We start from the raw sequence: 24608 nt of genomic DNA, 5'->3' as shown, positions 1-24608 counted from the left end.
AGCTAAATGCACTCGGAGAGTGCCAGATGGAAAATAGACGAAAGACGAGAGAAAAGGGTGAGGAAAAAACGTTTTTTACGAGTTAATATTTGTATTTTGTTCATCGACAGACAATGGTTACGGGATTAAATCTGTAACAAGCCGTATTTCTTATATCGAGGCTCATGCTCTCCTTATGAAAATACGGCTTTTTTGTTTGTTGCGTAATAAATTGTGATGACAAAGGATTGATTTGCAATGACGAATAATGTAATTTTAGGCCGTAGAACGAAAATAAAGGATACTTCTATGGCTACTTTGCAATTACGTGTGGATGACGAATTGAAGGAGAAATCCGATAAGCTTTTCCAGTCCCTGGGAATGGATACGTCTACCGCTATCCGCGTTTTCTTGAAGTTTGCCGTGGAGTACAACGGTATTCCGTTTGAGGTCCGCCACAAGCCGGACCTTTCCTTGGAACGAGCTGTTGCCGATAGTCGAAATGGTGAAAATCTTCATGGACCGTACGCAACCGCCGAGGAGGCCGTCGCGTCGATGCTGGAGGATTAGTGTACAGCATCGTCTATACGAACCGCATGAAACATGACGCCAAACTGATGAAAAAGCGTGGCAAGGATATGAGCAAGTTGGTGGCTGTGCTGAATAAATTGGCCGCTGGCGAAGCTCTACCAGAGTCAAATCGCGACCATCAGTTGACAGGTTCCTTAAAGGATTTTCGCGAATGCCATATAGAACCAGATTGGCTTCTGATGTACCAAATCATTGAGAATCAGTTGGTACTCTCCGCCACCGCGACCGGCTCTCATTCGGACCTATTTGGAAAGTGAATAGGTTAAATACAAACCTTGCCTTGTGTAATGGTTTGTATTATATTTTGATAAAATTGCTTCGGCTCGGAAATACCCAAATGTTCACATTTGGGTGCTTCGCTCGCCTTGCATATTTTTGTAATGTATTGAACTTGTGATGCGAGGCGTTTATGGCAACTACTGTGCTACAGATTCGTATGGATGAAGACCTCAAGAACGAGGCTGCCGATCTTTTTGACAAGATGGGAATGGACCTTCCCACTGCAATCCGCGTTTTCTTAAAGCGAGCTGTGGCTGAAAAGGCTATCCCATTCGAAGTCCGTGAACCCCGCGCTGCCTATTCCGCAAATAGGGGCATTGCTGCCTTGCGAGCCTTGCAGGCTCAAGCCGAAGCTAACGGAGTTGCAGGAATGAGTGAAGAGGATATTGAGGCAGAAATTACAGCTTATCGATCTGGTAAGTAGAGGTGTTCGCCCATGGTGTATGCAGTCATTGATACCAATGTGATTGTTTCTGCGGCCTTATCCAAAAATCCTGAAATTTCAATTCCTTCTAAAGTTGTAGAATTTGCTCTTGATGGACTTTTCGTTCCTTTATTCAACGAAACGATTGTCCGCGAGTATCAAGAAGTACTTTCCCGACCGAAGTTTAATTTGGATGAGGAAAAACGAAACACCTTGATTCAGGAATTTCTGAAATGTGGCATAAACGTTGACGCGCCCCAAAGTGGTGTTGTACTTCCGGATCCAAAAGACATTGTGTTCTATGATGTTGCTCTTGCTTGCCGTGACAAGGATGCGTCGCTTGTAACGGGGAATACCAAACATTTTCCTGGAGTTCCGTTCGCCGTAACACCTCGGGAATTTTTAGAAATTCTTGCAAAGGAGTACCTGTGAAAAAGAATGCACAACAGAACTCGGTTCTAGAAGAAGTTGAAAAATGGTGTAATGATAAAGATGTAACTGACGATAGCGTTTCCAAAATTTTGAATAAGAAATCTCAGGAACAGCCTAATATCAAAAAGATTTCAAAAATTTGGGGATAGCAGCCTAACTGGGAATTTTTGAAATTGTAGGCGAATCCACTTTGAAAATGATATGATTTTCGCCAAAACTCTGCATTTTAATGACTTTTGGCGAAAAGTACATCTGTTTTTCGCCGAAACTCTACTTTTTAATGACTTTTGGCGAAATTCAATATTTCAAAATACGAAAAAATCTATACTTGTAAAGACATAGCGCTATGCCGAAAGGTATGGTGCGCCCGTTTTAAGAGTATTTGCTCTATTCTTGTAATCGAAACCTAGACAATTTCAGTATGCAAGAGAGTATAGCGAAACTCACGCCCGATTGGGCGTGGGTCGTTTGTGCTTGCTTTGCATTAGGTTTTGTCTAGGACCTCGATTACGGCAAGTGCTTTCGATTCCACGCCTTTTCGTATGGGTAAAAAATGAGCTCTAGTCGTGATAGCACATTTGACGTGTTAAAGGGTATCGCCATCATATCAATGGTGATTGGTCACTGTGAATTGCCTGGCTCCTGGGGGCACTTCATTTCGTCATTCCACATGCCTTTATTCTTCTTTGTGTCGGGTTACTTTTTAAAGTCTCGACCTGTGCTAGAAGAGGTGAAGCTGAGTAGCAAGAGGCTTTTGGTTCCTTACTGTTTTACTGCAGTGTTTATTTGTCTTGGCGCCTTGATCGAAGATTTAGAACATTATACCTACGCCGATGGATCTCATACCAAGAATACAATCATTGCATACCTTCTTGGACTTCGCTCTGATTTTGTCTTTGACGATTTCGGTCACGTTGGTGTACTTTGGTTTATCCTTGCCCTGTTCTGGTCGCGCATTATAGTGGTAAGCCTTTTGCGTTATGTGAAGTCGCAGAACTTGCAGCTTGCGATAGTTTTTAGTCTTGCTTTTGTCGGAATATTTTTGAGTCGTGAAATTCCGGCACCTTATTGCATCTTTCAATCATTTGGGGCTTCAGGCTTTGTTTATGTTGGATATTTGATGCGCAAGTACGATTTCTTTGAACAAAGGAATTTATCGCGATGTTTTCCGTTTCTTTTGATGGTGTGGTTTTATTGCTTGACTGAGTCTTATGTGTGCATGGTTAGCGTCGGTTTTGGCCTTGGGTACATTTTGGATATGGCCGGTGCCGCTGGAGCTGTCGCCCTTTTGCATGTCGTGGTGAAGAACATGAACAATGGTTCGTTCTTTTGGCGAACATTGAATTTCTGGGGCCGCTACAGTTTGGTGGTTTACTGTGTTCACTCAGTAGAATACGCACTATCAAACTGGAAGGCTTTTGCGTTGTTAAATCATATTCCGCTAGCTCATTTTACTTTGTTCCAAGTGAGCGCGAGAATGCTGATTGCATTTGCCTTTACCTTGTTGCTGCTGAAGATAAAACCCGTTAGGCAACAGATTTTTCAAATAGGATAAGCGCTAAAATTTTTGCGGATGATGTAGATGATTCAGTTACTCCAGCTGGGATTCGTAGTAGTCCTCTTGGCTTTCGATGGCATCAAGGATTCCTCCGTTTACCTCGTCAACATCGAAATCCAGGATGTCTTCTAAATCTTCGCCGAACCAATCTAGTTCATCTTCACTTAGATAGACTTTGCTAAGGTCTACGGTAGCTTCGTTGGTTTTGGGATATTTCTCTACGAGATCCTGCAGGGCCCATGGCCCACCGCAATCTTCAATGATTCCTCTAATTTTTCCCTTCAGTACAAGGGGAAGGTCTTCCTTTACGTAGGCGTCTTCATCAAGAATTTTCTCCAGTACAATCTTGAATTCCCAACCATCGCCGAAGTCATAATCCAGTCGGGCCTTGTCCTTGACTTTCTTGAAAACGTCAGAGACCTTGAACTTTCGGATGTCTTCGGATTCCCGAGAAAGATCCTCGTTAGGAAGCTCGTAATAGGTTTCCTTGCTGAGCATGGAAAGATAATCGGTATTGAACATCATGTTCAAAGCTTCGTGGGCGTTCTTCTGACTCTTGTGTCTTTTGAACAGGTCTTTTACATCGATAATGTTGTTTTCTCGGACTGATTTTATTTCGCTTTTTTCTTTTTCAACTGCTAAAGAAAATAGATGTTCGTATTGGCAGCCATACATATGCATGACTGCGTATGCGAAGTGGGAAAGCTTCATGTCGCTTGAAGCTACAAAGCGCCTCCACATGCGAGGCTTGAAATTCTTTAGTTCCGTTACGAATTGATAAATCGCCATAAAACCTGTTTGTAAATAGTTGTAAGCCTTAATATAATCATTCGTTTCGCTCTACTATTTCTCGCAAAGGAAATCGTATTCGCCGCGAAGATCCAGAAGTTTGGAAACGAGAGCATTTAGCTCCCGGCTACTAGCGGATGTAATACACGTAGTTCTCTTTACGGGGGAGTGCCTTGGGAACTTCGGTTTGGCGGTAGCCGAGGGCTACATGACCGATGCCTTCGTAGTTGCCCTGGATGCCTAGGCGTTCCAGAATCTTCTTGCCGAATTCGCTTTCGAATTCCTGGCGGGCGCGGTGAATCCAGACACTGCCAATGCCCAGGCTTGCGGCGGCGTTCATCAGGTTGCCCATTACGAGGCTTCCGTCATTGATGTAGGTGCCGCTGGCGTTGTTGGCGTCCTTGTCGGCGATGACAATCAGAATGACGGGGGCGCCGTAGAAGGGGTCGAATCCTTCGGACCAGCCGCCGATCTTGCGGTTTTCTTCTGCAATCTGGTCGCGGAGTTCCTTGTTGGTAACGGCAATGATGATGGAAGACTGCTGGTTCTTTCCGGAGGGGGCGAAAGTGCCTGCACGGATAATGGCTTCCAGTTCTTCGTCGCTAACCATGTCCGGCTTGAACTTGCGGCAGCTACGGCGGGTTTCCAAAGTCTTCAACGTTTCATTCATGATGGTCATAAGTTACCTCTTAATTTTTATAAACTCGGATGTAGTCCACCAGCATTTCGTTGGGGAACTGGGCATCGTCGATATCAAAGCCGGGCCAGGTTCCGCCTACGGCAACGTTCAAGATAAAGAAGAAAGGCTTGTGGAAGGTTTCCATGTCACTTGCGATGTTGTTGCCGGCGGCATCCTTCTCTAGGGTGATGTCGATTTTTTGGTACAGGAAATCATCTACATACATGGTGATGGCGTTTTCATCCCAGGTCATTTTGTAGTTGTGGAATTCGCGGATGTCCATGGGGTAGGAGGTGCCGTAGTATTCCTTGGTGCTGTTGCCGTATTCCGCATGCTGTCCCTCGTGGGACCAGTGGTGTGTGCCGTAGACAACGTTTTCGTCGTTCACAGCTTCGATGATGTCGATTTCTCCGCAGAGAGGCCAGATGGCGTTATCGATGTTTGTGCCTAGCATCCAGAAGGCGGGCCAGATTCCCTTGCCCACGGGAAGAGCGATGCGGGCTTCTACGGTGCCGTAAGTGAAATCAAATTTGCCCTTGGTGATGAGGCGGGCGGAAGTGTAGGGGGCCCGTTCCATCAGTTCCTTTTTCGCTGCAATGTGCAGAACGCCGTCTGCAACGTAGGCGTTGTCGGTGCGGTCGGTGTAGAACTGCAGTTCGTTATTGCCCCAGCCGGTGGCGCCTGTTTCGTAACTCCACTTGGAAAGGTCGAGGGCGGTGCCTTCGAATTCGTCGGACCAGAGGATGTTGGGGTCGTTGGGAATGACACTAGAACTACTCAAAATTTCTACGACGCTACTGCTAGATTCTTCGCTTTCGTTTATTGCTTGTCCTGAGCTAGCCGGAGGAATGACACTAGAAGAACTGTCGGGCAATCCCTCGCTGGAACTGGATTGTGCAACGGCTACGTCGGAGGAACTTTCGGGAATTTCCACAGGGCCTGCGCTATTCTCGTTAGAAGAACATGCGGCAAACATTGCGCCTGCAACAGCAATACCAATAAATGAAATTCCGATTTTCTTGAACATGCCCACTCCGGTTTCAATGCCTTTTAATATACTATATTTCTGCCCTATGCAAATCCAGCTTTCCGATCATTTTAACTACTCCAGACTTTTGCGCTTTACGCTGCCCTCTATTGCGGCGATGGTGTTCACTTCTGTCTATAGTGTGGTGGATGGTTTCTTTGTCTCCAATTATGCAGGAACCCAGGCGCTGGCTGCCGTAAATATGGCCTGGCCTGTCATCATGATTTTGGGGACGCTGGGCCTGATGTTCGGTATTGGTGGAAGCGCCTTGATTGCAGCTGCCCAAGGTCGCGGTCGCATCAAACGGGCCAACGAATATTTCTCCCTGATCGTTTATGCGGCTATTGCCTTAGGCGTTTTACTCACCGTTGCCACCTGGTTTCTGCTGGCTCCCGTCATGAGGTTGCTTGGCGCCGATGGTGGCCTCCTTGTTGATTGCATTTTGTACGGGCACGTTGTGCTCATTGGACTGGTTCCCTTCATTATGCAGATGATGTTCCAGACCTTGTTTATCACTGCGGAAAAACCGAACCTTTGTTTTTACGTGACTGTGGGTGCGGGCGTTGCCAATATGATTCTGGATTGGCTCCTTGTTGGAATTCTTGGAATGGGATTGCTTGGTGCCGCCGTTGCTACCGATGTTGGTTTCTTGATTGGTGGCGTTGTCCCTCTGGTTTATTTTGCCCGCAAGAATTCCAGTACCCTTCGCCTTGGGAAAACTCGCTGGATGCCCCACGCCTTAGTCAAAGCCAGTTTCAATGGAAGTTCCGAATTGCTTTCGGGAGTTTCTTCTTCCATAGTGACCTTGCTTTACGATTATCAGCTGCTGCGCTATGCCGGCGAAAATGGGGTGGCCGCTTTCAGTGTCATCATGTACATCACTTTCATTTTCTTCGCTTTATTTATCGGTTATAGCAATGGTATTGCGCCTGTAATTTCCTACCATTTTGGAGCGCGCAATAGGGAAGAACTGAAGAATTTGTTCAAACGATGCTTTGTTGTTGTAGGTGTTTCCGGTGTTGCCATGTTTGGCCTGGCGGAACTTTCTGCGCCATTACTTTCAAAAATATTTGTGGGCTACGATGCAGAACTTTACCACATGACCGTGTATGCCTTCCGCATCGTGAGCTTCTGTTTCCTTCTATCGGGCTTTAATATTTTTGCGTCGTCCCTTTTTACGGCTCTCAATAACGGGCTGATTTCCGCTACTATTTCTACGAGCCGCTCCATTATTTTTGAACTGGCCTCGGTGCTTCTACTTCCGTTCCTGTTTGGTATTAACGGAATCTGGTTTGCCATCTGGGGCGCAGAAATTGCTACCCTGGTGATGGCGATGATTTTCATAGTCCGCAAGAAAAATACCTACGGCTATTTGTAAAAATCCTCCTGAAATACGGTGAAAATGCGGTAGAGTCATTTCAAAGTTTTTTCATTGTTGTAAATTTAGGAGAACCCAAAGGTAAAAGGTGTGTTTATGAAGAATATTTTCAAATTTGGCATGGCCGCAGTGTGCGCTCTGGCCACAAGTTCCCTCGCCCAGGATTTCTGCAGCACAGCAACCCATAGCGGTGAAAGCGTTGAAACCTCCAGGAATGTCGTAGGTTCCTTCGATAACGGTATCGGTTACGAACTCTGGAACGAAGGTGGCAACGGCGGTTCTGCTACGTTCTATGACGATGGATCCTTCAACTGCCAGATGACTGGCGCCAAGGATTATCTGTGCCGTTCCGGTCTCTCCTTTGACAGCGACAAGACTCACGAAGAAATTGGCCACATGAAGGCTGACTTTAAACTGGTGAAGAAGGGCCTTACTGGTATTGACTATTCCTACATCGGCATTTACGGTTGGACTCGCGAACCTCTGGTAGAATGGTATATCGTTGACAATACCGGTAGTGAATGGATGCCGGGTGACTGGGTTGCTCAGGGTTCTTCTGCTAAGAAGCATGGCGTCTTTGAAATTGACGGTGCCAAGTATACGGTGTACGAAGGCGACCGCACCTCCTATTCCATCGATGGCGATAACACCTACTTTAAGCAGTATTTTAGCGTACGTACCACCAAGCGCGATTGCGGTACCATCGATATTTCTGCTCACTTCAAGAAGTGGGAAGAACTGGGCATGAAGATGGGTAAGATGCACGAAGCCAAGATTCTTGGCGAAGCTGGTAGCACTAGCGGTGCAAACGCCAAGGGCGAATACGATTTCCCCTATGCAAAGGTCTACATCGAAGGTTCCAATGTTGATGCTATCCAGAATGTCCGTTTGCAGTCTACTAGCGAACGTGCAATGTACGTGTTCGACGCCCAGGGCAAGTTCCTCAGTTCCTTTGATGCTGGAAAGGTAAGTTCCTTGAACGACGTTCTCAAGGCCCGTTTCCATGCAGGCGTTTACCTGGTTAAGCAGGGCGGCATTACCAAGAGCGTTACAGTGAAGTAATCCTTTCGTTCTGTGATTATGAAAAAGCCTCTCCTTCGGGAGAGGCTTTTGTCGTTATAAATGTGCGTTGAAAAAACGTTAGTCCTGAGGGGCTTCCGGCGGGATCCTGGCGATGGAGCCTACGGTGGCGCGGCATGCCTTGATCAAATCAGCGGGAGCGATCTTCAGCTGGAGACCACGTTCCCCTGCGCTCACGTAAATGTAGGGGAAGTTGTTGCAGGTTTCGTGCATGAAGATGGGAAAGTTCTTCTTGAGACCAAGAGGGCTGCAACCGCCGCGGATGTAGCCGGTGAGATGTGTCAGATCCTTCAGGGGGACGGTTTCGATTTTCTTATTTCCGCTGACTTTTGCGGCTCCCTTCAGGTCCACTTCCAGATTTCCCGGCACTACGCACATGAGGTAGCCGATCTTGTCTCCGTGAACAAGAATGGTCTTGAAAACCTGGTTGATGTCTTCTCCCAGGGAGTCGGCTACGTGCTGTGCCCCCAGGTCGTTTTCGTCAACGACATAGGGAATCAATTCGTAGGAAATTTTCTGCTTGTCCAGAATGCGGGCGACGTTAGTCTTCTTGATGTCCATAAAAATACCGGGCTGTTGTATTTGCGCCTCGCAAATATAGCTATCTGGCTTTTTACTTGGGGATGGCCTTCATGCGGGCCGTATCCTTCAGGTTGGTCATCATGCGGTAGGCGTCCTTCACCAGGAAGTCGATGTCCCTGCCGTTGCCCTGGGAATAACCGACCATGGCGGAAAGCTTGGTAATGGAGGAGCGGTTCAGTTCTTCCAGTTTATTGTTCCACTTGAGCAAGGCCTTGTTGATTGCTCCGTCGGAGGGATTTTCAATCACCAGCACAAATTCGTCGCCAGCAATGCGGTAGATCTTTTGGTTGGGAGCTTCCAACGGCTTGATGGAGTCTGCTGCCATGGCGATGAGGATGTCCCCGGTTTCGTAGCCTTGCTGCTCGTTGATGAGGCGCAGGTCGTTGATGTCCCAGATAATGATTGCCAGATTCTTGATGGTGGGGTAGTAATCCCTAAGCATGGACTGGTAAAGGGTGCTGTTGCCAAGACCTGTCATAAAGTCGGTTTCGGCCTGGCGCTTGCCGTAGACTTCGTTCTGGGCTCGAATTTCGATTTGCTTGCTGATGTGGAACAGGATAGGCAGGAATGCCATAAGGATAAACCACTGGGGCACCACAAAGAAAATGAAAATTGCAAGTGCGGCGGGCATGCCGGGATCGTTAGGGACCAGGATGCCGTCTACAACTTGTTCCAGGTAGAAGTCCGTGGGGTGTGCCGTGAACAACAGCATGTTCGCATTGCACAAGCCGAAGTAGTATCCGCCATAGACACTGGCGATGTAACTGGCTGCCGTAATGATGTACGTGTAGCGGATGATTTTGTGGTTACGGTACTGCACGGCGAAAACAAGGGGTAGAACCGTTACCAGCATGGCATGATAGGTTAGCATCATGCATATGAAATTGTAATTGAGGGTGGCAAACAGCAGGACCAGGTATTTGGTCTTGGGATTGGAGAGCCCGGTGAGTTTGCACACCGCGAAAGTCGACGCGCAGAGCAGGATGCTTCCGAAGAAGCCGATGTTCATGATGGTGTCGTCGACGATGAATATTCCCAGAAGGTTCAGGATCCAGATAATGCCGAATATAGCACAGGAGTAACGAATCGCCTTAAGGGTAAACTTGTTGCCTTCGTAATCTGAATCTTTCTGGTAATTTTGCATGTAACTAAAATAACATAAAATTTGAAGGATGTTTGCCGATTTTGCAAAAAATGGAAAATTTCTATATTGCAACTCGGGATATTGCCAGGTTTTTATGAAGAACAGAAAGACTGCGATTTTGATCGGAAACGGCACCATGGGTGCGCGCCATCGGGCACGTTTTGAATCCTGCGGGGTCTTTTTTTCCAAGGTCCTGGATCTGGATGCAGAAAAATGGCTGGGTTCTGATGAAAGTTGCAAGTTTTTGCAGCAGGAACCCCCTGATTTTGTGGTAATTGCCTCTCCTGCGGTGACGCACTACAAGTACGCCCGTTTTTTCCTGGAACGCAGGATTCCTGTGCTTTTGGAGAAACCTCTGGCGGTAACGGCCCGTGAGGCGATGGAACTGGTGGACTTGTCCGAGGCCAACGATACGCTCTTGTTTGTTGCCCAGTCCGAATGTTACAACCCGCTGTTCCTGAATTTCAGAAAGCACCTTCGGCTGGATCTGGCGAAAGCCGTGGCTGCTTCTCGTGCTGCCGGTTGTGCAGCCCCTCTGGATGTTAAACTGGAGTTCCGTCGGGAGCATGGCTACTGCCAACGTTGCCGCGATGTGGATGTGACCTTGGATCTGCTGGTCCATGATATAAGCCTGTTCCTGAATCTTTTTGACGCCAAGGACGTGAAGGTGGTGGATTCCTCGGGGAATGAGGACTACGCCCGCCGACTGGTGAAGATTGTTTCCGGTGAATTTGCTGGTGTGGTCGCGGAATTCCATGGGGACCGAAACAGCAATCGGGATGTCCGCCAGATTTCTGTTTCCTTTGGACGTAATGGGAACATGTCCAGTTTTGACTATTCCGTAAGTCTAGCCCGTTACACGTCCGCGGGGACCGTTGAACACATTCCGGATTCCCTGGATAACGAACATCGTTTCTTTTTGAAGCTATTGGCAGGAGCCTGCAAGGATTGGGCCCGTCGTGCTTTGATGAATGCAGCTCAAAGTGTTGTTTTATTAAGAAACATTTGAGCGAATCTTCCTTTGTAGTGTTTTGCAATGTGTTATATTTAACGCAGTGTTTGTGATAATGTACAATTGGAGTAGCCATGAAGCCTGTTGCTGATTACCAAGACTATAGAAGTATTATTCAGGACTTTTATGATGAACATAAAAGCCGTGGAATGCTAACGTGGCGTGGTTTTTCGGAATTGGCAGGATTTGCTTCTTCGGGGTATCTGAAGCTTGTTTGCCAGGGTAAGGCTAACTTGAGCAATGCGGGGATCCATCAGGTGGCAAAGGCGATGAAGCTTACACCATCCGAAACAGCCTATTTTAAGGAATTGGTTCTGCTGGACCAGGCTAAGACTGTGACAGATAAGGACAAGTCCTTGAAGAACCTTGAAAAGCTTTCCAAGAGCTGCAAGGCCCGAGTATTGAGGGATGATCCCCTGGACTATTTCTCCAACTGGCAGAACGCTGTGGTTAGGGAACTGGCAGCCAAGGCTCCTGCAAACGCAAAGACTTCCAATATCGCTCGTCAGGTTCTTCCCGAAATTTCCGCTGCCGAGGTGGGACGCGCCCTGAAGTTCCTTACTGCAACAGGTATGCTTCGAAAGAATGAAGATGGAAGCTATTCCCAGACAGACAAGGTTTTGTCTTCTGGTAATAAGGATCTGTCCAGTGTGGCGCTTCGCAGTTTCCATAAGCAGTTAGGCAAACTTGCTATTGACGCTCTTGATAATGTTCCTGTGAATGAACGTAACTCTTCCGACTTGGTTGTCGGAATTACGTCTGAACAGTACGAAACGCTGGTCCAGAAAATCGTCGAATTCCGCCAGGAAATTCTTCACATTGTTACAGAAACTGAAGATATGGACCGAGTTTACTGCCTCCAGCTGAATTTGTTCCCTTTTAGCCATAAGATTTCCACCAAGGGAAACCCTGATGAAAAATAGGGTATGTAGAGGCTTGGTGCTGTCCGCTATTGCTGCTGCCCTATTGGCTGGCTGTTCCGATAAGGATTGTACAGCAGGTGGTGCTACCGAGGGTGGCAATGCAATTTCAAAAACTTCCATTTCCGGTGTAGCCCAGAAGGGGCCTTTCGTTACTGGATCCAAGGTGATTGTCTACGAGCTGGAAGGTGAAAGTCTTGCACAGACAGGTAAGGCTTTCTTCGGAAGGACCGATAAGAATGGCGCTTTCAAGCTGAGCAATGTATCTCTAGCTTCCCAGTATGCAATCCTGGAATGTACCGGGTATTTCTACAACGAAGTTACTGGAATGAAGTCTAATAGCCAGATTTCTCTCAATGCGATCGAGGACTTGTCTGAACGCGACCAGGTGAACATCAACATGATGACCCAGCTGGAATACGACCGTGTTGTCTACCTGGTGGCCAACGAGAAGATGAGCGTTTCGGATGCAAAGAAGAAGGCCCAGAAGGAACTGGCCAATTCATTCTTCTTCGGCGATGAAAACGTGGAGTTTGAAAACCTGGATATTTTTGGACCTTCAGAAAAGGATGCCATGTTACTTGCTATATCCGCCCTTACCTTGGTGGGAAATAGCGATGCGGATTTTGCTGAACTGCTGGCTGATTTCTCTTCGGACATCGAGGATGGAGTCATAGAAAATCACGAGAAGGAAGCCCAGATGGCAGATTTCGTTTCCGTGTATCTGGATCAGGCCCAGGTCCGCAAGAATGTTGAAAAATTGTCCGGAATGGAAGTTCCTGGATTTGAGAAGTACATCAGCAGCTTTGTGGAGATGATATACAGTCTTGGGGAATGTTCCGAGAAGACTGAAGGTAAAATTGCTGTCAACGAAAACGAACTTAGCGGTCGCCGCAATGCCCGCTTTGTCTGTACGGATGGTGCTTGGAAGATTACCTTTGCCAATCCCGAGATAAAGTACGGATCCTTTACGGATGAACGCGATGGCTATACTTACCGCACGACGACCATCGGGGAACAGACCTGGTTTGCCGAAAACCTTCGTTTTGTCTCCACGGATGGAGCGTCTAGCCGAATCTGCTATGATGATGATCCGAAGTATTGCGACCTTTATGGCGCCTACTATTATTACAAGTATGTTTCTTGTCCTGACGGGTGGCATGTTCCCAGCCGTGAAGAATGGTATGTCCTGATTGATGCCGTTGGCGGTGAAAAGGTTGCTGCATCCAAGCTTCGTGCCCGCGGTGCGTGGAACGTGAATAAATATCCAGGCGTGGCGGGTGACAAGGATGAATTTGGTTTCTCCGCCATGCCAGCAGGCGTCTACCGTTATGGTGGTGAAGGCCATACCGCATTCTTCCGTACATCCGATGATATTACGGACTCCTTGGGTAGAGTGCTGAATGCTTCTTTCGTAATAGGCCTAAATGATGCAGATTCCACCTGGATGGATAATGCCTTGCATTCGTCTGCAATTTCAGTGCGTTGCGTCCAGGATGCTGCCAAGGACGAATAATCATTGCGTCTGATGAAACGAAAAAAGATGACGATTTTAAATCGTCATCTTTTTGTTTTGAAGTTCTTTAAAAATACTAGTGGTCCGATACGGATTTGTAATCCTGGAGCATTTTTTCCGCTTGGGCGACTGCAAGGTCACAGTCCGCTCCACTGGATTGTGCGTAGCCAATAGCGGCGCAGAGCTTGACTTTGGAGGTGTTATTAAGTTTTTCCACATTCTGACGCCACTGATCGATAATTCTTGTACAGTTGTCCAGGTTGTAACCCTTCAGAAGCATGGCGAACTTGTTCCCGGCTATGCGGAAGGGACGGACGCGTTCGCTTCGGAATGGCTTGATGGAATCTGCCATCATGGCGACCAGGGCGTCGCCAGCTTCGGGACCTTCTTCTTCGGAAATCTTGCGCAGGTTTCGGATGTCCCACATGATGACCGCCATCTGCTTTACGAAGGGGAAATAATCCTTCAGCATGTTGTTGTAGAGGGTTCTGTTGCCTAGACCTGTCATGTAATCCAGGCTTTCCTGGCGGTGCTTTACAAGGTCTCGCTGGGAACGGGCTTCGATCTGGGCGGAAAGAATAGACAGGGCGGGAACGAAGCATCCTAAGATCATCCATTGGGGAAGGATGTAATAGAGGAATTGTGCAAGCCAATGGGGAATTCCTGGATCAGCAAGAATAGACTTGCCCTCGGAAATCATCTGCAGGAACGTTTCGCTGGAGTAGGATGTGTAAAGAATCCAGTTGGCGTTGCAAAGCCCGAAATAGTACCCACCGTAGACGGTTGCCGCCTGGCCCAACATGACTAGTCCGCAGGTATACCACAGGAGCTTCTTCTTACGATACTGTACGGAAAGAATCAGCGGCAAGGTGGATGCCAGAAGGGAGTGGTAAGTCAGCATGATGTTTACGGAAGAAATGAACGCAACGGAGAAGGCGATCATGACGTACTTGGTGCGGGAATTGTCCATGCCCATCACCTTGGCGGTGCAGAACATCAATGCGAAAATGAAGGTGGAGATGGCGACACCTGTGTTCATGATGCTGCCGTCGATGAAGTAGACGTTCAGAAGATTCAGGATCCAGGCGATGCCGTAAACGATATTTGCGGCTGCGACACCTCTCAGGATAAATACGTTTGCCTGGTAGTCGGAATCTTTTAGGTATTTCAACTTCATATAGAAAAAATAGCTAATTCGCTATAAAACGAAAAGTTCGTTTTTGGGGTGAAAAACGTAAAAAATAATTTGTGTGTATACGCTAGTTTACAAAAAGAGAGCCTACGACTTAATTGTCGCAGGCTCTTATGAGTGCTTGACGCAGGTCTAACCTGCCCTTAGCACGGACGGTTTCTTACAGCTTGATGCTGCAAGCCTTAGCGTTCCAGATTTCCTTAGCGTACTGGTCGATGGTACGGTCAGAGCTGAACTTGCCCATGCGAGCCACGTTCAGGATAGCCATTTCAGCCCAGTGCTTCTTGTCCTGGTAAGCTTCAGCAACGGTCTTCTGCATGTCGACGTAGCTACGGAAGTCTGCGCAGAGCATGTACGGATCGTGGGTCAGGAGCTTGTCGGCGATGTGCTTGAACAGGTCCGGACGATCCGGGCTGAAGAAGCCAGAACCGATCAGGTCGATCACGCGGCGGAGATCGTCATCCTGTTCGTAGAAGTCGCGAGGACGGTAGCCCTTGGCGAGAAGGTCGGTAACTTCTTCAACGGTGAGACCGAAGATGAAGATGTTTTCGTCACCCACTTCTTCCTTCATTTCGACGTTAGCGCCATCGAGAGTACCGATGGTGAGAGCGCCGTTGAGGGCGAACTTCATGTTGCCGGTACCAGAAGCTTCGGTACCTGCAGTGGAGATCTGTTCGGACAGGTCTGCTGCCGGAATGATCTTTTCTGCGAAGGAAACGCGGTAGTTTTCCAGGAAGACCATCTTCAGCTTGCCCTTACATGCAGGATCGGCGTCGATGATTTCTGCAACTGCGTTAGCAAGACGGATGATCTGCTTTGCCATCCAGTAACCAGGAGCGGACTTACCACCAATCATGATGGTACGCGGCATGATTTCCTTGCCATCCTTGATCTGGATGTACAGGTGAATGGCGTGGAGGATGTTCAGGAGCTGGCGCTTGTATTCGTGAATACGCTTGACCTGAACGTCGAAGAACATGTTGGTATCCAGTTCGACGCCCTGAGTTTCCTTCAGGTACTTGGCCAGACGTTCCTTGTTCTGCTTCTTCACGTCCATGAATGCCTTCTGGAACTTGGCATCCTTGGCGAACTTTTCCAGCTGACGGAGATCATCCAGATCCTTGACCCAGCTTTCGCCGATCTTGGAGTTGATGAGTTCGGACATAGCCGGGTTAGCCTTGCGGACCCAGCGACGAGGAGTAACACCGTTGGTCTTGTTGTTGAACTTTTCAGGCCACAGTTCGTAGAAGTCCTTGAACAGGGTGGTCTTCAGAAGGTCGGAGTGGAGCGCTGCCACACCGTTCACAGCGTAGGAACCTACGATGGAGAGGTATGCCATGCGGATCATCTTGCAGCCACCTTCTTCAATGAGGCTCATGCGGCCGAGACGTGCATTGTCGCCAGGCCACTTCATGCTGACCATACGGAGGAAGCGAGCGTTGATTTCGAAGATGATCTGGAGATGACGGGGGAGGAGCTTTTCGAAGAGGCTAACAGGCCACTTTTCCAGAGCTTCCGGCATCAAGGTGTGGTTGGTGTATGCGAAAGTCTTGGTGACGATTTCCCATGCTTCATCCCATTCCAGGTTTTCTTCGTCCAGGAGGATGCGCATCATTTCGGCGATGGAGATTGCCGGATGGGTGTCGTTCAGCTGGATGGCGACCTTGTCGGAGAAGACCTTCCAGTCATTGCCGTGAGTCTTCTTGAAACGGTTGATGATGTCCTGCAGGGATGCGGAGCAGAGGAAGTACTGCTGCTTCAGGCGCAGTTCCTTACCGTTCATGGAAGAGTCGTTGGGATACAGAACCTTGGAAATGGTTTCGGAAAGTTCCATGTCCTGCACGGCGGCGATGTAGTCACCGTTGTTGAAGTAGGAAAGGCCGAAGTCGTCAGTGGACTTGGCGCTCCAGAGGCGCAGGTTGTTCACGGTGTTGTTCTTGTAACCCGGAATCGGAGTATCGTAGGGGAGAGCGAGGACGTAGTCCTTGGTTTCCCAACGGTTGCGGAGCTTGCCCTTTTCGTCGGTCCAGCTTACGACGTAGCCGTAGAAGGGAACCTTGATGGAGTTTGCCGGGCGAGCGATTTCCCACGGGTTGGGGAGACGGAGCCAGTTATCCGGCTGTTCTTCCTGTTCGCCATTCACGATCTTCTGGCTGAACATACCGTATTCGTAACGGATACCCATACCCATTGCCGGGAGTTCCAGGGTAGCCATGGAGTCGAGGAAGCAAGCTGCCAAGCGGCCGAGACCACCGTTACCGAGACCTGCATCCACTTCCTGTTCGCGAAGTTCGTCGAGAGTCATGCCTACTTCGTCCAGAGCTTCGGTCACTGCACCTTCAACATCCAGGTTCAGGACGGAGTTACCGAGGGTACGGCCGATGAGGAATTCCAGGGACAGGTAATAGACGCGCTTCACGTCCTTTTCGTAATAAGTTTCCTGAGTCTTGATCCAGCGGTCCACCAGACGGTCGCGAACAGCGTAAGCTACGGCCAGGAACTTTTCGTGGTCGGTTACGGTGTCCATGCTACGGGCGAGAGTGTGGTTGATGTGGTCGGTAAATGCCTTGCGGAAGGCTTCTGCGTCAGTACCGAGCACCGGAGCTGCAGTTTTCTTTGTGGTCTTTGCCATAAGATTTCCTATGGGTTGGGGTTTAAATTTTCTTTCGGGTTAAAGTTTAGAAATTTTTACTGAAAATATGGCAAAAAACTTACGCAAATAGGGTGCCAACAGGAAAAATTGTTGAAAATATCACAATGAAAGAATAATCCCTTTACATGTTTGGCAAATTTTACGGGTCGTTACAACAGAAAATGTTAGATTAGAGGACATGAATATGATGAAAAAAGCTTTTTCCAGTATTATTGCTTTGTCTGCAATGTCCTTCATGGTGGCTTGCGGTGACGATTCCTCCAGCCCGGCTGCACCGTCTCCCGCTCCTGTGGTGAGCTCGGATTCCCAGGCTAATCCAGTCCCTACTTCCAGCGCTACGGTGGATCCTAGCGGAACCGTGGATCCGGCTCCTGCATCTAGCGCCACCGTGGATCCTGTTCCTGCGTCGTCTGCAAGTGATGTCCCTGTAGTGGGCGGAACCTATCCCGATGAACTGCTCTATACTGTGGACCCGGCACTTGCTGTGGTTTCCGATGAAGATGGCTTCTATGATATCGCGGACATCTACAAGGCTGTTCCCCAGACCAGCAAGATCGTCTTCGTGATTCGCCATTCAGCCCGCGATACCAGTACCGGCAAGCTTTCTCCCTTGACCAGCAAGGGCGCTGCCCAGGCTAAGGCTCTGGGTGAACGTATCGGCGGTACGGAACCATTCTATTACGCTTCCACCGATTTTGTGCGTACCCGCGAAACCGCCGCAAACATTGCCGTTGGCCGTGGCGATACTCCTGTAGTTGATACCTTGGACATCATCGATGGTAATTACTTCTACCGTAAGGATGCCACCATCGATATCGAAGATCTCAAGAAGAAGTCCACCGACCTGAATACCTTGATTTCTCGCTACTGCTATAACTACCAGTTCCCCAATGCTGAAACCAATGCCCTGGTGTATGCTTCCTTCTATCCGCTGTACTCCCGTGCTAACCAGTTCATCAAGGAAGTGGTCCTGGATAACATGGCCAACTGGAAGCGTGTAAGCATTCTTGTCTCCCACGATGTCCTGGCTGAACCTATGGTCGTGTATGCATCCAACCGAGCTATCAACCTGAAGGCCTATTCCAAGGCTGATGGCTTCCGCTGGGTGAACTTCATGTCCGGTGTGGCCATTGTGGTGAACGAGGCTGGTGCTGTAAATCTGTATCCGGTTCGTGGCTACGATGTGGGTTGGCAGAACGCCAACGATGCCAAGGCTGAAGCCCTGGCCGATACCGCCGCAGACCCCATTATCAAGTAACTGTTACTGGATAACGTTTATCTAAATGAAAGTTGCCGTACTTGGTTCTACCGGCCTAATTGGTAAGAACGTTCTAAAACTCCTGGTTCGCTTGGACCAGGTGGTTCGCGTTTATTGCCCGGTGCGGAAAATGCCAGGGGATGATGCTCCTGACTTGGCTTCCATGGGAATTCTGGAAGGTTCGTCCAAGCTGAACTTCGAGGTTGTGGATTTCCATACCCTTGGAGCAGAGGGTGAAGGGCATAAAAAAGTATTGGCAGGTTTCCTTGGGTGCGATGCCGTGGTGTGCTGCCTGGGGACTACAAAAAAACAGGCAGGATCCAAGGCGGAACAGGAACGTGTGGATACGAGGCTTCCCCTGATGCTTGCAGCCATTGCCAAGAAGGCAGGCGTTAAGCATTTCCTATGCGTCAGCGCCATGGGTGCGGATTCCCATTCCCCCTTCTTCTACAACCGTCTAAAAGGAATGCTGGAAGAGGGTCTTACCATGATGAACTTTGAATCCTTGACCCTGGTCCGTCCGTCCTTGCTTTTAGGGCAGCACAATGACAAGCGCCTGGGTGAGGAACTCCTGCAGAAATTCTTCGGTGGAGAACGTACTATGTTGGTCCCTAGTTTCTTTAGGCCAGTGGCCGCGGGAACTGTTGCCGCCCATCTGGTAACGTCCATCCTGAAACCGCCTGTGGATCACATCAACGTAACCGACGGTGTCAAGGGCAAACGCATTATCTATAATCGAGTGCTTGCCAAGACGAAAATTGAACAGCTGTTTTAGACAAAAAAAGTCCGCTAGATGGCGGACCCTTTTTTTGACAGGAAATGCATTAGTCCTTACAGACTGCGTTGCCGTAGAGTTGCTTGCATTTTTCCTTTTCGTTATCCCAGGCTTCTTTTAGACGGTCCTTTTCTTCTTTTGTGCAGGTATTTCCGGTACATTTGTTGAATGCTTCCTTAGCTGCCTGGACGGCGCTTTGTGCGGCCTGCTGTTTCTGCATTTCTTCCGCTTTCTTCTTTTCTTCTTCTTGCTGCTTTTGGGCGTCAAGTTCTGCTTGTGATGGACCCTGTTGTCCTTGGTCCTTTATTTCTTCGCCGCTAGGATTTTTTTCGCTGTTAGGTTTTTCGCCTGTAGTTTCCTTCTGAGCAACGCTGGTGCTTTCGCAACTTCCGGACATGGTGGTTCCTAAAACCCAACCGTTGACAAGTGCGGAACATTCGTTGGAACTTACGTTGTGGTTGTATGCGGCGTCATTGCTTCCCTGGACGTTGATTGCCAGGGACCACCAGCCACCTGCCTTACAGTCGTTAAGCGTTGCTGCGTTGGAGGCTGCCCAGCCGATGAGGGACTCGCCCTGCTGTTCAACAGTGGTTGTATTCTCGGTCATGGTGCCCTGGTTGTAGCAGAAATTGTTGGTCTTTCCGTTACCCGGTGCGACGTAACCAATAGCGGACCAGTTGCCTAGGGCGGTCTTTTCTGCCAGGAATACGTCCTGCAGTTTGATATAGGCGCCTGCTGCTACTGGCACTTCGGAAACCTTAGCTTTTGCAACGTTTCCAAATAATTTAGGGACGGCCACTGCGGCAAGAATGCCCATGATGACAATGACCACCATAATTTCGATGAGTGTAAAACCGTGTTTGTTCATAGGATTATGATATGAGGTGAACTTTATAATTCAAATTCAAAGAAATCTTTTGTGTTTTCTCCAAAGACATAAGTGCCATTTTGGAGATCATTTTTGAGATTTGATATTGTCGTTTCTCCTGCGAGTGTTACAGCTTTTTTAGCCAAGTCTGTCTTTTCTGAGGCTGTAGATTTCAGTTCGTTTGCTTCTGTTCGTTTTGCTGTTGCTTGATCACGAAGTTTTTGGGCTCTTTCCTTTTTTTCTGCGCAATTTATAATCAAACAATTGTTAGCAATACTTGCTGCAAGTGCCGCTTCCGTTTCAAGAATTGTTGCTTCACTTGATGCTGTTCTTGCCGCAGCTCTTGCGTCACTGGCCTCCTTAAGGAGATTCATCAACTTTGTTCTTTGCTGTTCTGGAGTATCTTCTTCGACGGGCTGATCAGTTTTTTCTTCTTCCTGCACCTGTTCCGGCTGAGTTTCAGGTTCATTCTTCGGTTCTTCCTTCGGAGTTTCCTGAGGTGCTGGCTGGGGGGTGGCTTGAGGAGTGGCTGCCGCTACCTGGTTTACGCTGGTGCTTTCGCAACTTCCGGACATGGTGGTTCCTAGGCCCCAACCAGTAACAAGTGCGGAACATTCGTTGGAACTTACGTTGTGGTTGTATGCGGCGTCATTGCTTCCCTGGACACTGATAACTAGGGACCACCAGCCACCAGCCTGACAGTTGTTAAGGGTCGCTACGTTGGAGGCTGCCCAGCCGATGAGAGATTCGCTCTGCTGTTCAACGGCGGTTGTATTCTCGGTCATGGTGCCCTGGTTGTAGCAGAAATTGTTTGTCTTTCCGTTACCGGGAGCGTTGTAACCGATGGCCGCCCAATTCCCTAGGGCGGTCTTTTCTGCCAGGAATACGTCCTGCAGTTTGATATAGGCGCCTGCTGCTACTGAAATTTCAGAAACCTTGGCCTTTGCCACATTGCCGAAAAGTTTAGGAACTGCCACCGCGGCAAGAATGCCCATGATGACAATGACCACCATAATTTCGATGAGCGTAAAACCTTTTCTCATAAGCAAATCCCAAATAAGTAATTCGTAACTTTCTAGATATAGCTTATTCTAAACAAAAAAGTTCTCGCTTTTTGATGCGAGAACCTTTTGTTTTGCGAAAAAATACGTTTTTTTCTCTATTTATCGCATTAACCCTTGAATTTCATGAACTTGTACAGGTACTTGGCGGACTGTATGGGGGTTTTCAGGAAGGCTCGCTTCTTGCAGCCGCTGAGGGCAAAGCCCTGCAGGACCTTGTAGAGTCCCACCTGTTCCTGCTTGTTGATTTCCAGAAGGAACTTGCGGAACTTGTATTCGAATTCATGAGTTTTGCCGAAGTAGTCGTAGCAGCGCTTTTCGTAAAGCTTCAGGAAGTTCTTGCTTAGGTCGGCAGACTCGCCGGAAGTGGCGGTCAGGCCCTCGTGGACGGTCTGGGCACAGAACCGTCCGGCACGCATGGCGGCCGCGATGCCGCCACCGGTGAGGGGGTTCGTATGATGGGCGGCATCGCCAACGAGGGCGAAGCGGTCCAGCGTGTAGTCCTTCAGCGTGCTGGAAACGGGAATCACACCGCCAACAACCTTATTGATCTTTGCCCCCGGGAAGAGCTTTTCCAGCCATTCCATGGTGACTTCGTAAATAGAGGGACCAGCCTTGGGCGGAATCAGGAATCCCGCGCCAAACTTGGTGACGTTACTCTTCTGCTTGGGGAAGCTCCAGATGTAACCGTCGTTAATAAAATCGTAACCCTGCCAGAAGGTAAGGTAGTCGGGACGGGTAAGCATGCCATCCACCTGGATGTCAATGCCGGTGCAAGTTCCTGCGGGCTTCTGCAGGCTGTCCAGACCAAGCATGCGGCCAAAGCGGCTTTCGACGCCGTCTGCAGCAACAACCATCTTGGCGCGGATTTCCTGTGTGGCGGTCTCGGTAACGGAACCATCTCCGTTGCCCTTGCCCAGAACCACGCGAACAGTTCTAAAACCGTCCTTTCCGGAACCTTCAATTTCACTAACAAATTCGGCTCGTGCGGCGGTTACCACTTCGGCGCCATCATCTGCGGCAAGCTTTGCAAGCCACGGGTCAAACTTTTCGCGATCCAGCATGATGCCGGTGTTTTCCTGGGGAAGCTCGATATTTACGCCATCGGGACCATAGATGTAAAGGCCGTTGATGATGCTTTCGATACAGCTTTCGTCAATAGGGCCGTAGGTCTGTAGGTCGGAAAGTTTAGTGCTTGCCTCTCCGCAACGTACCGGGTAGCCGATCTTTTCGCGTTTTTCCAATAACAGGACCTTGTGGCCCTCACGCGCCAAATTACGGGCGGTAACAGATCCGCCAGGACCTGCGCCAATGACTACCACATCATACTGGTTATCAAGCATTGTCCACCTCCTGAATCTTGAGGGCGCCTACAGGGCAAGTGCGAGTGCAAAGTCCGCAACGGATGCACTTCTCGTGATCGATCTGCAAATCCAGACCGTACATGTCCAGGGCCATCTTGGGGCATACGCCAACGCAGCCGGCGCATCTCAGGCATTTTTCTTTCTGGTGAACAAGTTTCTTCATTTTATGAAATATATAAAAACAAGCCGTGTTCATCTTGAGTTTATTTCAAGATTCGCTATAAAAAGCTGATGCCGAGATTCCTCGGCATGACGGCTAGAATGAACCGAGATGCCTCGGCATTGGATTTAGTACGGTTTTTCGCCTGTAAGACGCTTCTGGAAGTCGTCGTGGCTCAGGGGCTTGTCGAACAGGTAGCCCTGAACATTGTTGCAGTTCACCTGTTCCAGGAACTTGGCCTGTGCTTCGCTTTCCACACCTTCGGCAATGACTTCCTTGTTCATTTCCTTGGCCAGGTTCACCACGTTCTTCACCACCACTTCGTCCATGGAGTTTTCCTTGCCGATGTTGTCCAGCAGGGACTTGTCCAGCTTGATGACGTTCACATCGAAATTCTTCAGGACGTTCAGGGTGGAGTAACCTGTGCCAAAGTCGTCGATGGAGACGGAAATGCCGTTCTGACGCATGATGGTCACGAAGGTCTGCATGGCCTTGTAGTCGTCGTAGTCGGAAACCTCGGTCAGTTCCACTTCGATGAACTTGCTTTCCACACGGTGCTGGGACATGACGGAAAGGATGTCCTGTGCGAAGTTGGGATTCTTCAAGTGGCGCTTGGAGAAATTGATGGAAATGCGTACCGGAGGAATGCCCATATCCACCCAGTGGCGGATATCGCGACAGACGGCGTTAAAGACGTAGAAGTCCAGCTGGCAGATGGAGCCTTCCTGTTCCAGGATAGGGACGAAATCCATGGGCGGGACGATAGTCTTGTGACGGATCCAGCGGACCAAAGCTTCGGAACCGCACAGCTGCTTGGTCTTGATGTTGACCTTGGGCTGGTAGTGGACCACAAATTCCCTGTTCTGCAGGGCGTTGCGGAATTCCGTGGAAACTTCCCTGTGGTGCATGGCCTGGATCTGCATTTCGTTGCTGAAAAAGATCAGGTCGGAGGTGCGCAGTTCTCTTGCGACATTCAGGGCCGTGGATGCGTTGTTCATCAGTTCGGCAACGCCGTCCTTGGGGGTCGCGTTATAGATACCCATACGTGCCTGGATGACGAATTCAACCGGCTTGGGTCCCTGGGAAAGCTTTACTTCGAATTTGGAGAAACGATCGATAAACTTCTGAAGGTTTTCCTTCTTGACCAGCACGTAGAAGTTGTCTCCGCCTAGACGGCAGACGATTTCAAATTCTTCCATGCTATCCATGATGGCCTTGGCGTAAATCTTGATGGCCAAGTCGCCCACGGCACTGGACATGGACTTATTAATATACTTGAAGTTCTTCAGGTTCAGGAAGATGCCGGTGAAGTCCTTCAGCATGCCGCGTGCGGCGAGCATACCCATCTTGCGGGTGAGAGTCTGCTGGTTGTCCGTCTTGGTCATGGGTTCCGTGGACATGGCGTATTCCATAAAGTCCATCAGACGTGCGCGGCCGCCAAGAATGAAGCAGTCGATTGCCAAAAGCTGGCAAATCTTCAGTTCGGCTTCGTCAAACTGATGCCCCTGTATCGGATAGAGCTTGATAACAAAGCTGCCACTTTCTCTAGTGAACATCTGCTTTACAAATGCTTCGTCATCGTTCAGGACGGGGCAGGTTTCCTTATCCTGGAAAAGAACTTCCTGGACGTCCGCCCCATTGGGGGCATAATCAGAGGGAGGGGCGTTTAGGCCAAGGGCCATGGCGCCAATGTGCGTTTCCTTCGCCAGGGGAGGGAAGGCTTCCTGCACTTTTAGGGGAAAAGTCTTCATGGAGGAGAGAGTTTCAAAAAGAACCTCTCTGAAACTGCAGTACAATTCTCCAAATTTTGAAATTTCCATCATATCCTCTGATAGAAAATGAACCAAATAAACCAAAAACCGCGCCAAAGGTAAAAATATAACGATT

25 protein-coding genes are annotated in these 24608 nt (G+C 48.9%); 13 read left to right on the top strand and 12 right to left on the bottom strand.

The window, feature by feature from the left end; genetic code table 11:
• The first annotated feature begins 288 nt into the window (after positions 1 to 288).
• From BGX12_RS09210 to BGX12_RS09190, 6 genes are all read left to right on the top strand, one after another.
• A complete protein-coding gene (locus tag BGX12_RS09210) occupies positions 289 to 549 on the top strand; it encodes a type II toxin-antitoxin system RelB/DinJ family antitoxin (protein WP_109735780.1) in 261 nt (86 codons plus the stop codon).
• Positions 549 to 827, top strand: coding sequence for a type II toxin-antitoxin system YafQ family toxin (locus BGX12_RS09205; protein WP_109735779.1), 279 nt, complete (start codon positions 549 to 551; stop codon positions 825 to 827). The genes BGX12_RS09210 and BGX12_RS09205 overlap by 1 nt, the downstream gene beginning before the upstream one ends.
• Positions 828 to 979: 152 nt before the next feature.
• Positions 980 to 1273 (top strand): type II toxin-antitoxin system RelB/DinJ family antitoxin, encoded by a 294-nt coding sequence (locus BGX12_RS09200; RefSeq protein WP_109735778.1) that lies wholly within the window; start codon positions 980 to 982, stop codon positions 1271 to 1273.
• 12 nt (positions 1274 to 1285) lie between these two features.
• Positions 1286 to 1705, top strand: coding sequence for a putative toxin-antitoxin system toxin component, PIN family (locus tag BGX12_RS09195; RefSeq protein WP_109735777.1), 420 nt, complete (start codon positions 1286 to 1288; stop codon positions 1703 to 1705).
• Positions 1702 to 1854: a hypothetical protein gene (locus BGX12_RS15525; RefSeq protein WP_158278216.1), complete on the top strand. Its 153-nt coding sequence runs from the start codon at positions 1702 to 1704 to the stop codon at positions 1852 to 1854. The genes BGX12_RS09195 and BGX12_RS15525 overlap by 4 nt, the downstream gene beginning before the upstream one ends.
• A gap of 404 nt (positions 1855 to 2258) precedes the next feature.
• Positions 2259 to 3260 carry an acyltransferase family protein gene (locus tag BGX12_RS09190; protein WP_109735776.1) on the top strand — a complete coding sequence of 334 codons (1002 nt, stop codon included), beginning with the start codon at positions 2259 to 2261 and terminating at the stop codon, positions 3258 to 3260.
• Between the two features lie 36 nt (positions 3261 to 3296).
• Here the strand turns inward: BGX12_RS09190 and BGX12_RS09185 are convergent, their stop codons facing one another.
• The 3 genes from BGX12_RS09185 to BGX12_RS09175 form a co-directional block, all read right to left on the bottom strand.
• Positions 3297 to 4052: a plasmid pRiA4b ORF-3 family protein gene (locus tag BGX12_RS09185; RefSeq protein WP_109735775.1), complete on the bottom strand. Its 756-nt coding sequence runs from the start codon at positions 4050 to 4052 to the stop codon at positions 3297 to 3299.
• Between the two features lie 130 nt (positions 4053 to 4182).
• Positions 4183 to 4722, bottom strand: a complete 540-nt coding sequence (locus BGX12_RS09180) for a nitroreductase (protein ID WP_109735816.1) — start codon at positions 4720 to 4722, stop codon at positions 4183 to 4185.
• 19 nt (positions 4723 to 4741) lie between these two features.
• Positions 4742 to 5758 (bottom strand): glycoside hydrolase family 16 protein, encoded by a 1017-nt coding sequence (locus BGX12_RS09175; RefSeq protein ID WP_233246339.1) that lies wholly within the window; start codon positions 5756 to 5758, stop codon positions 4742 to 4744.
• Positions 5759 to 5804: 46 nt separating this feature from the next.
• On the opposite strand from BGX12_RS09175, the gene BGX12_RS09170 reads away from it, so the two are divergent.
• Both BGX12_RS09170 and BGX12_RS09165 read left to right on the top strand, forming a co-directional pair.
• Positions 5805 to 7136, top strand: a complete 1332-nt coding sequence (locus BGX12_RS09170) for an MATE family efflux transporter (RefSeq protein WP_109735814.1) — start codon at positions 5805 to 5807, stop codon at positions 7134 to 7136.
• Positions 7137 to 7232: 96 nt separating this feature from the next.
• Positions 7233 to 8198, top strand: a complete 966-nt coding sequence (locus BGX12_RS09165) for a glycoside hydrolase family 11 protein (RefSeq protein ID WP_109735774.1) — start codon at positions 7233 to 7235, stop codon at positions 8196 to 8198.
• A 78-nt stretch (positions 8199 to 8276) separates the two neighbouring features.
• On the opposite strand, the gene ybaK is transcribed toward BGX12_RS09165, so the two are convergent.
• Together ybaK and BGX12_RS09155 are read right to left on the bottom strand one after the other, a co-directional pair.
• Positions 8277 to 8777, bottom strand: a complete 501-nt coding sequence (gene ybaK / locus BGX12_RS09160) for a Cys-tRNA(Pro) deacylase (RefSeq protein WP_109735773.1) — start codon at positions 8775 to 8777, stop codon at positions 8277 to 8279.
• 52 nt (positions 8778 to 8829) lie between these two features.
• Complete coding sequence (locus BGX12_RS09155; RefSeq protein WP_158278215.1) at positions 8830 to 9942, bottom strand: GGDEF domain-containing protein; 1113 nt, start codon at positions 9940 to 9942, stop codon at positions 8830 to 8832.
• Between the two features lie 94 nt (positions 9943 to 10036).
• Between BGX12_RS09155 and BGX12_RS09150 the strand changes: the two genes are divergently transcribed.
• From BGX12_RS09150 to BGX12_RS09140, 3 genes are all read left to right on the top strand, one after another.
• Entirely contained in the window at positions 10037 to 10951 is a 915-nt protein-coding gene (locus tag BGX12_RS09150; protein ID WP_109735771.1) for a Gfo/Idh/MocA family protein, read from the top strand.
• Between the two features lie 77 nt (positions 10952 to 11028).
• The gene (locus BGX12_RS09145; RefSeq protein WP_109735770.1) at positions 11029 to 11877 is read left to right on the top strand and encodes a TIGR02147 family protein; all 849 of its coding nucleotides are present in this window, start codon (positions 11029 to 11031) and stop codon (positions 11875 to 11877) included.
• Complete coding sequence (locus BGX12_RS09140; protein WP_109735769.1) at positions 11867 to 13390, top strand: FISUMP domain-containing protein; 1524 nt, start codon at positions 11867 to 11869, stop codon at positions 13388 to 13390. The genes BGX12_RS09145 and BGX12_RS09140 overlap by 11 nt, the downstream gene beginning before the upstream one ends.
• A 76-nt stretch (positions 13391 to 13466) precedes the next feature.
• Here BGX12_RS09140 and BGX12_RS09135 read toward each other — a convergent pair whose 3' ends face one another.
• Together BGX12_RS09135 and BGX12_RS09130 are read right to left on the bottom strand one after the other, a co-directional pair.
• Positions 13467 to 14567 (bottom strand): diguanylate cyclase domain-containing protein, encoded by a 1101-nt coding sequence (locus BGX12_RS09135; protein ID WP_109735768.1) that lies wholly within the window; start codon positions 14565 to 14567, stop codon positions 13467 to 13469.
• Positions 14568 to 14742: 175 nt separating this feature from the next.
• A complete protein-coding gene (locus BGX12_RS09130; protein WP_109735767.1) occupies positions 14743 to 17214 on the bottom strand; it encodes a glycogen/starch/alpha-glucan phosphorylase in 2472 nt (823 codons plus the stop codon).
• 205 nt (positions 17215 to 17419) lie between these two features.
• On the opposite strand from BGX12_RS09130, the gene BGX12_RS09125 reads away from it, so the two are divergent.
• Together BGX12_RS09125 and BGX12_RS09120 are read left to right on the top strand one after the other, a co-directional pair.
• Entirely contained in the window at positions 17420 to 18493 is a 1074-nt protein-coding gene (locus BGX12_RS09125) for a histidine phosphatase family protein (RefSeq protein ID WP_158278214.1), read from the top strand.
• Positions 18494 to 18518: 25 nt separating this feature from the next.
• The gene (locus BGX12_RS09120) at positions 18519 to 19268 is read left to right on the top strand and encodes an NAD(P)H-binding protein (RefSeq protein WP_109735765.1); all 750 of its coding nucleotides are present in this window, start codon (positions 18519 to 18521) and stop codon (positions 19266 to 19268) included.
• Positions 19269 to 19317: 49 nt separating this feature from the next.
• Here BGX12_RS09120 and BGX12_RS16035 read toward each other — a convergent pair whose 3' ends face one another.
• The 5 genes from BGX12_RS16035 to BGX12_RS09095 all read right to left on the bottom strand — a co-directional run bounded on the left by BGX12_RS16035 (position 19318) and on the right by BGX12_RS09095 (position 24544).
• A complete protein-coding gene (locus BGX12_RS16035) occupies positions 19318 to 20136 on the bottom strand; it encodes a type IV pilin protein (RefSeq protein ID WP_109735764.1) in 819 nt (272 codons plus the stop codon).
• A 23-nt stretch (positions 20137 to 20159) separates the two neighbouring features.
• Positions 20160 to 21179, bottom strand: a complete 1020-nt coding sequence (locus BGX12_RS16030; RefSeq protein WP_109735763.1) for a prepilin-type N-terminal cleavage/methylation domain-containing protein — start codon at positions 21177 to 21179, stop codon at positions 20160 to 20162.
• A 128-nt stretch (positions 21180 to 21307) separates the two neighbouring features.
• Positions 21308 to 22540 (bottom strand): NAD(P)/FAD-dependent oxidoreductase, encoded by a 1233-nt coding sequence (locus BGX12_RS09105; RefSeq protein ID WP_109735762.1) that lies wholly within the window; start codon positions 22538 to 22540, stop codon positions 21308 to 21310.
• Positions 22533 to 22724, bottom strand: coding sequence for a 4Fe-4S binding protein (locus tag BGX12_RS09100; protein ID WP_109735761.1), 192 nt, complete (start codon positions 22722 to 22724; stop codon positions 22533 to 22535). The genes BGX12_RS09105 and BGX12_RS09100 overlap by 8 nt, the downstream gene beginning before the upstream one ends.
• Positions 22725 to 22849: 125 nt before the next feature.
• Entirely contained in the window at positions 22850 to 24544 is a 1695-nt protein-coding gene (locus BGX12_RS09095; protein WP_109735760.1) for a bifunctional diguanylate cyclase/phosphodiesterase, read from the bottom strand.
• Between the last annotated feature and the right edge of the window lie 64 nt (positions 24545 to 24608).

The organism is Fibrobacter sp. UWR4 (assembly GCF_003149045.1).
In the GTDB taxonomy this organism is placed as follows: Bacteria; Fibrobacterota; Fibrobacteria; order Fibrobacterales; family Fibrobacteraceae; genus Fibrobacter.
This window is presented reverse-complemented; position numbering and strand designations above follow the sequence as displayed.

Excerpts from the sequence above, each read along its gene's own strand:
- BGX12_RS09130 (WP_109735767.1), bottom strand. The coding sequence starts at position 17,214 with ATGGCAAAGACCACAAAGAAAACTGCAGCTCCGGTGCTCGGTACTGAC.
- BGX12_RS09125 (WP_158278214.1), top strand. The coding sequence starts at position 17,420 with ATGATGAAAAAAGCTTTTTCCAGTATTATTGCTTTGTCTGCAATGTCC.
- BGX12_RS09100 (WP_109735761.1), bottom strand. The coding sequence starts at position 22,724 with ATGAAGAAACTTGTTCACCAGAAAGAAAAATGCCTGAGATGCGCCGGC.
- BGX12_RS16035 (WP_109735764.1), bottom strand. The coding sequence starts at position 20,136 with ATGAACAAACACGGTTTTACACTCATCGAAATTATGGTGGTCATTGTC.
- ybaK (WP_109735773.1), bottom strand. The coding sequence starts at position 8,777 with ATGGACATCAAGAAGACTAACGTCGCCCGCATTCTGGACAAGCAGAAA.
- BGX12_RS09145 (WP_109735770.1), top strand. The coding sequence starts at position 11,029 with ATGAAGCCTGTTGCTGATTACCAAGACTATAGAAGTATTATTCAGGAC.
- BGX12_RS09105 (WP_109735762.1), bottom strand. The coding sequence starts at position 22,540 with ATGCTTGATAACCAGTATGATGTGGTAGTCATTGGCGCAGGTCCTGGC.
- BGX12_RS09210 (WP_109735780.1), top strand. The coding sequence starts at position 289 with ATGGCTACTTTGCAATTACGTGTGGATGACGAATTGAAGGAGAAATCC.
- BGX12_RS09120 (WP_109735765.1), top strand. The coding sequence starts at position 18,519 with ATGAAAGTTGCCGTACTTGGTTCTACCGGCCTAATTGGTAAGAACGTT.
- BGX12_RS09185 (WP_109735775.1), bottom strand. The coding sequence starts at position 4,052 with ATGGCGATTTATCAATTCGTAACGGAACTAAAGAATTTCAAGCCTCGC.
- BGX12_RS09140 (WP_109735769.1), top strand. The coding sequence starts at position 11,867 with ATGAAAAATAGGGTATGTAGAGGCTTGGTGCTGTCCGCTATTGCTGCT.
- BGX12_RS09190 (WP_109735776.1), top strand. The coding sequence starts at position 2,259 with ATGAGCTCTAGTCGTGATAGCACATTTGACGTGTTAAAGGGTATCGCC.
- BGX12_RS16030 (WP_109735763.1), bottom strand. The coding sequence starts at position 21,179 with ATGAGAAAAGGTTTTACGCTCATCGAAATTATGGTGGTCATTGTCATC.
- BGX12_RS09195 (WP_109735777.1), top strand. The coding sequence starts at position 1,286 with ATGGTGTATGCAGTCATTGATACCAATGTGATTGTTTCTGCGGCCTTA.
- BGX12_RS09155 (WP_158278215.1), bottom strand. The coding sequence starts at position 9,942 with ATGCAAAATTACCAGAAAGATTCAGATTACGAAGGCAACAAGTTTACC.
- BGX12_RS09180 (WP_109735816.1), bottom strand. The coding sequence starts at position 4,722 with ATGAATGAAACGTTGAAGACTTTGGAAACCCGCCGTAGCTGCCGCAAG.
- BGX12_RS09095 (WP_109735760.1), bottom strand. The coding sequence starts at position 24,544 with ATGATGGAAATTTCAAAATTTGGAGAATTGTACTGCAGTTTCAGAGAG.
- BGX12_RS09165 (WP_109735774.1), top strand. The coding sequence starts at position 7,233 with ATGAAGAATATTTTCAAATTTGGCATGGCCGCAGTGTGCGCTCTGGCC.
- BGX12_RS09200 (WP_109735778.1), top strand. The coding sequence starts at position 980 with ATGGCAACTACTGTGCTACAGATTCGTATGGATGAAGACCTCAAGAAC.
- BGX12_RS09170 (WP_109735814.1), top strand. The coding sequence starts at position 5,805 with ATGCAAATCCAGCTTTCCGATCATTTTAACTACTCCAGACTTTTGCGC.
- BGX12_RS09175 (WP_233246339.1), bottom strand. The coding sequence starts at position 5,758 with ATGTTCAAGAAAATCGGAATTTCATTTATTGGTATTGCTGTTGCAGGC.
- BGX12_RS09150 (WP_109735771.1), top strand. The coding sequence starts at position 10,037 with ATGAAGAACAGAAAGACTGCGATTTTGATCGGAAACGGCACCATGGGT.
- BGX12_RS09135 (WP_109735768.1), bottom strand. The coding sequence starts at position 14,567 with ATGAAGTTGAAATACCTAAAAGATTCCGACTACCAGGCAAACGTATTT.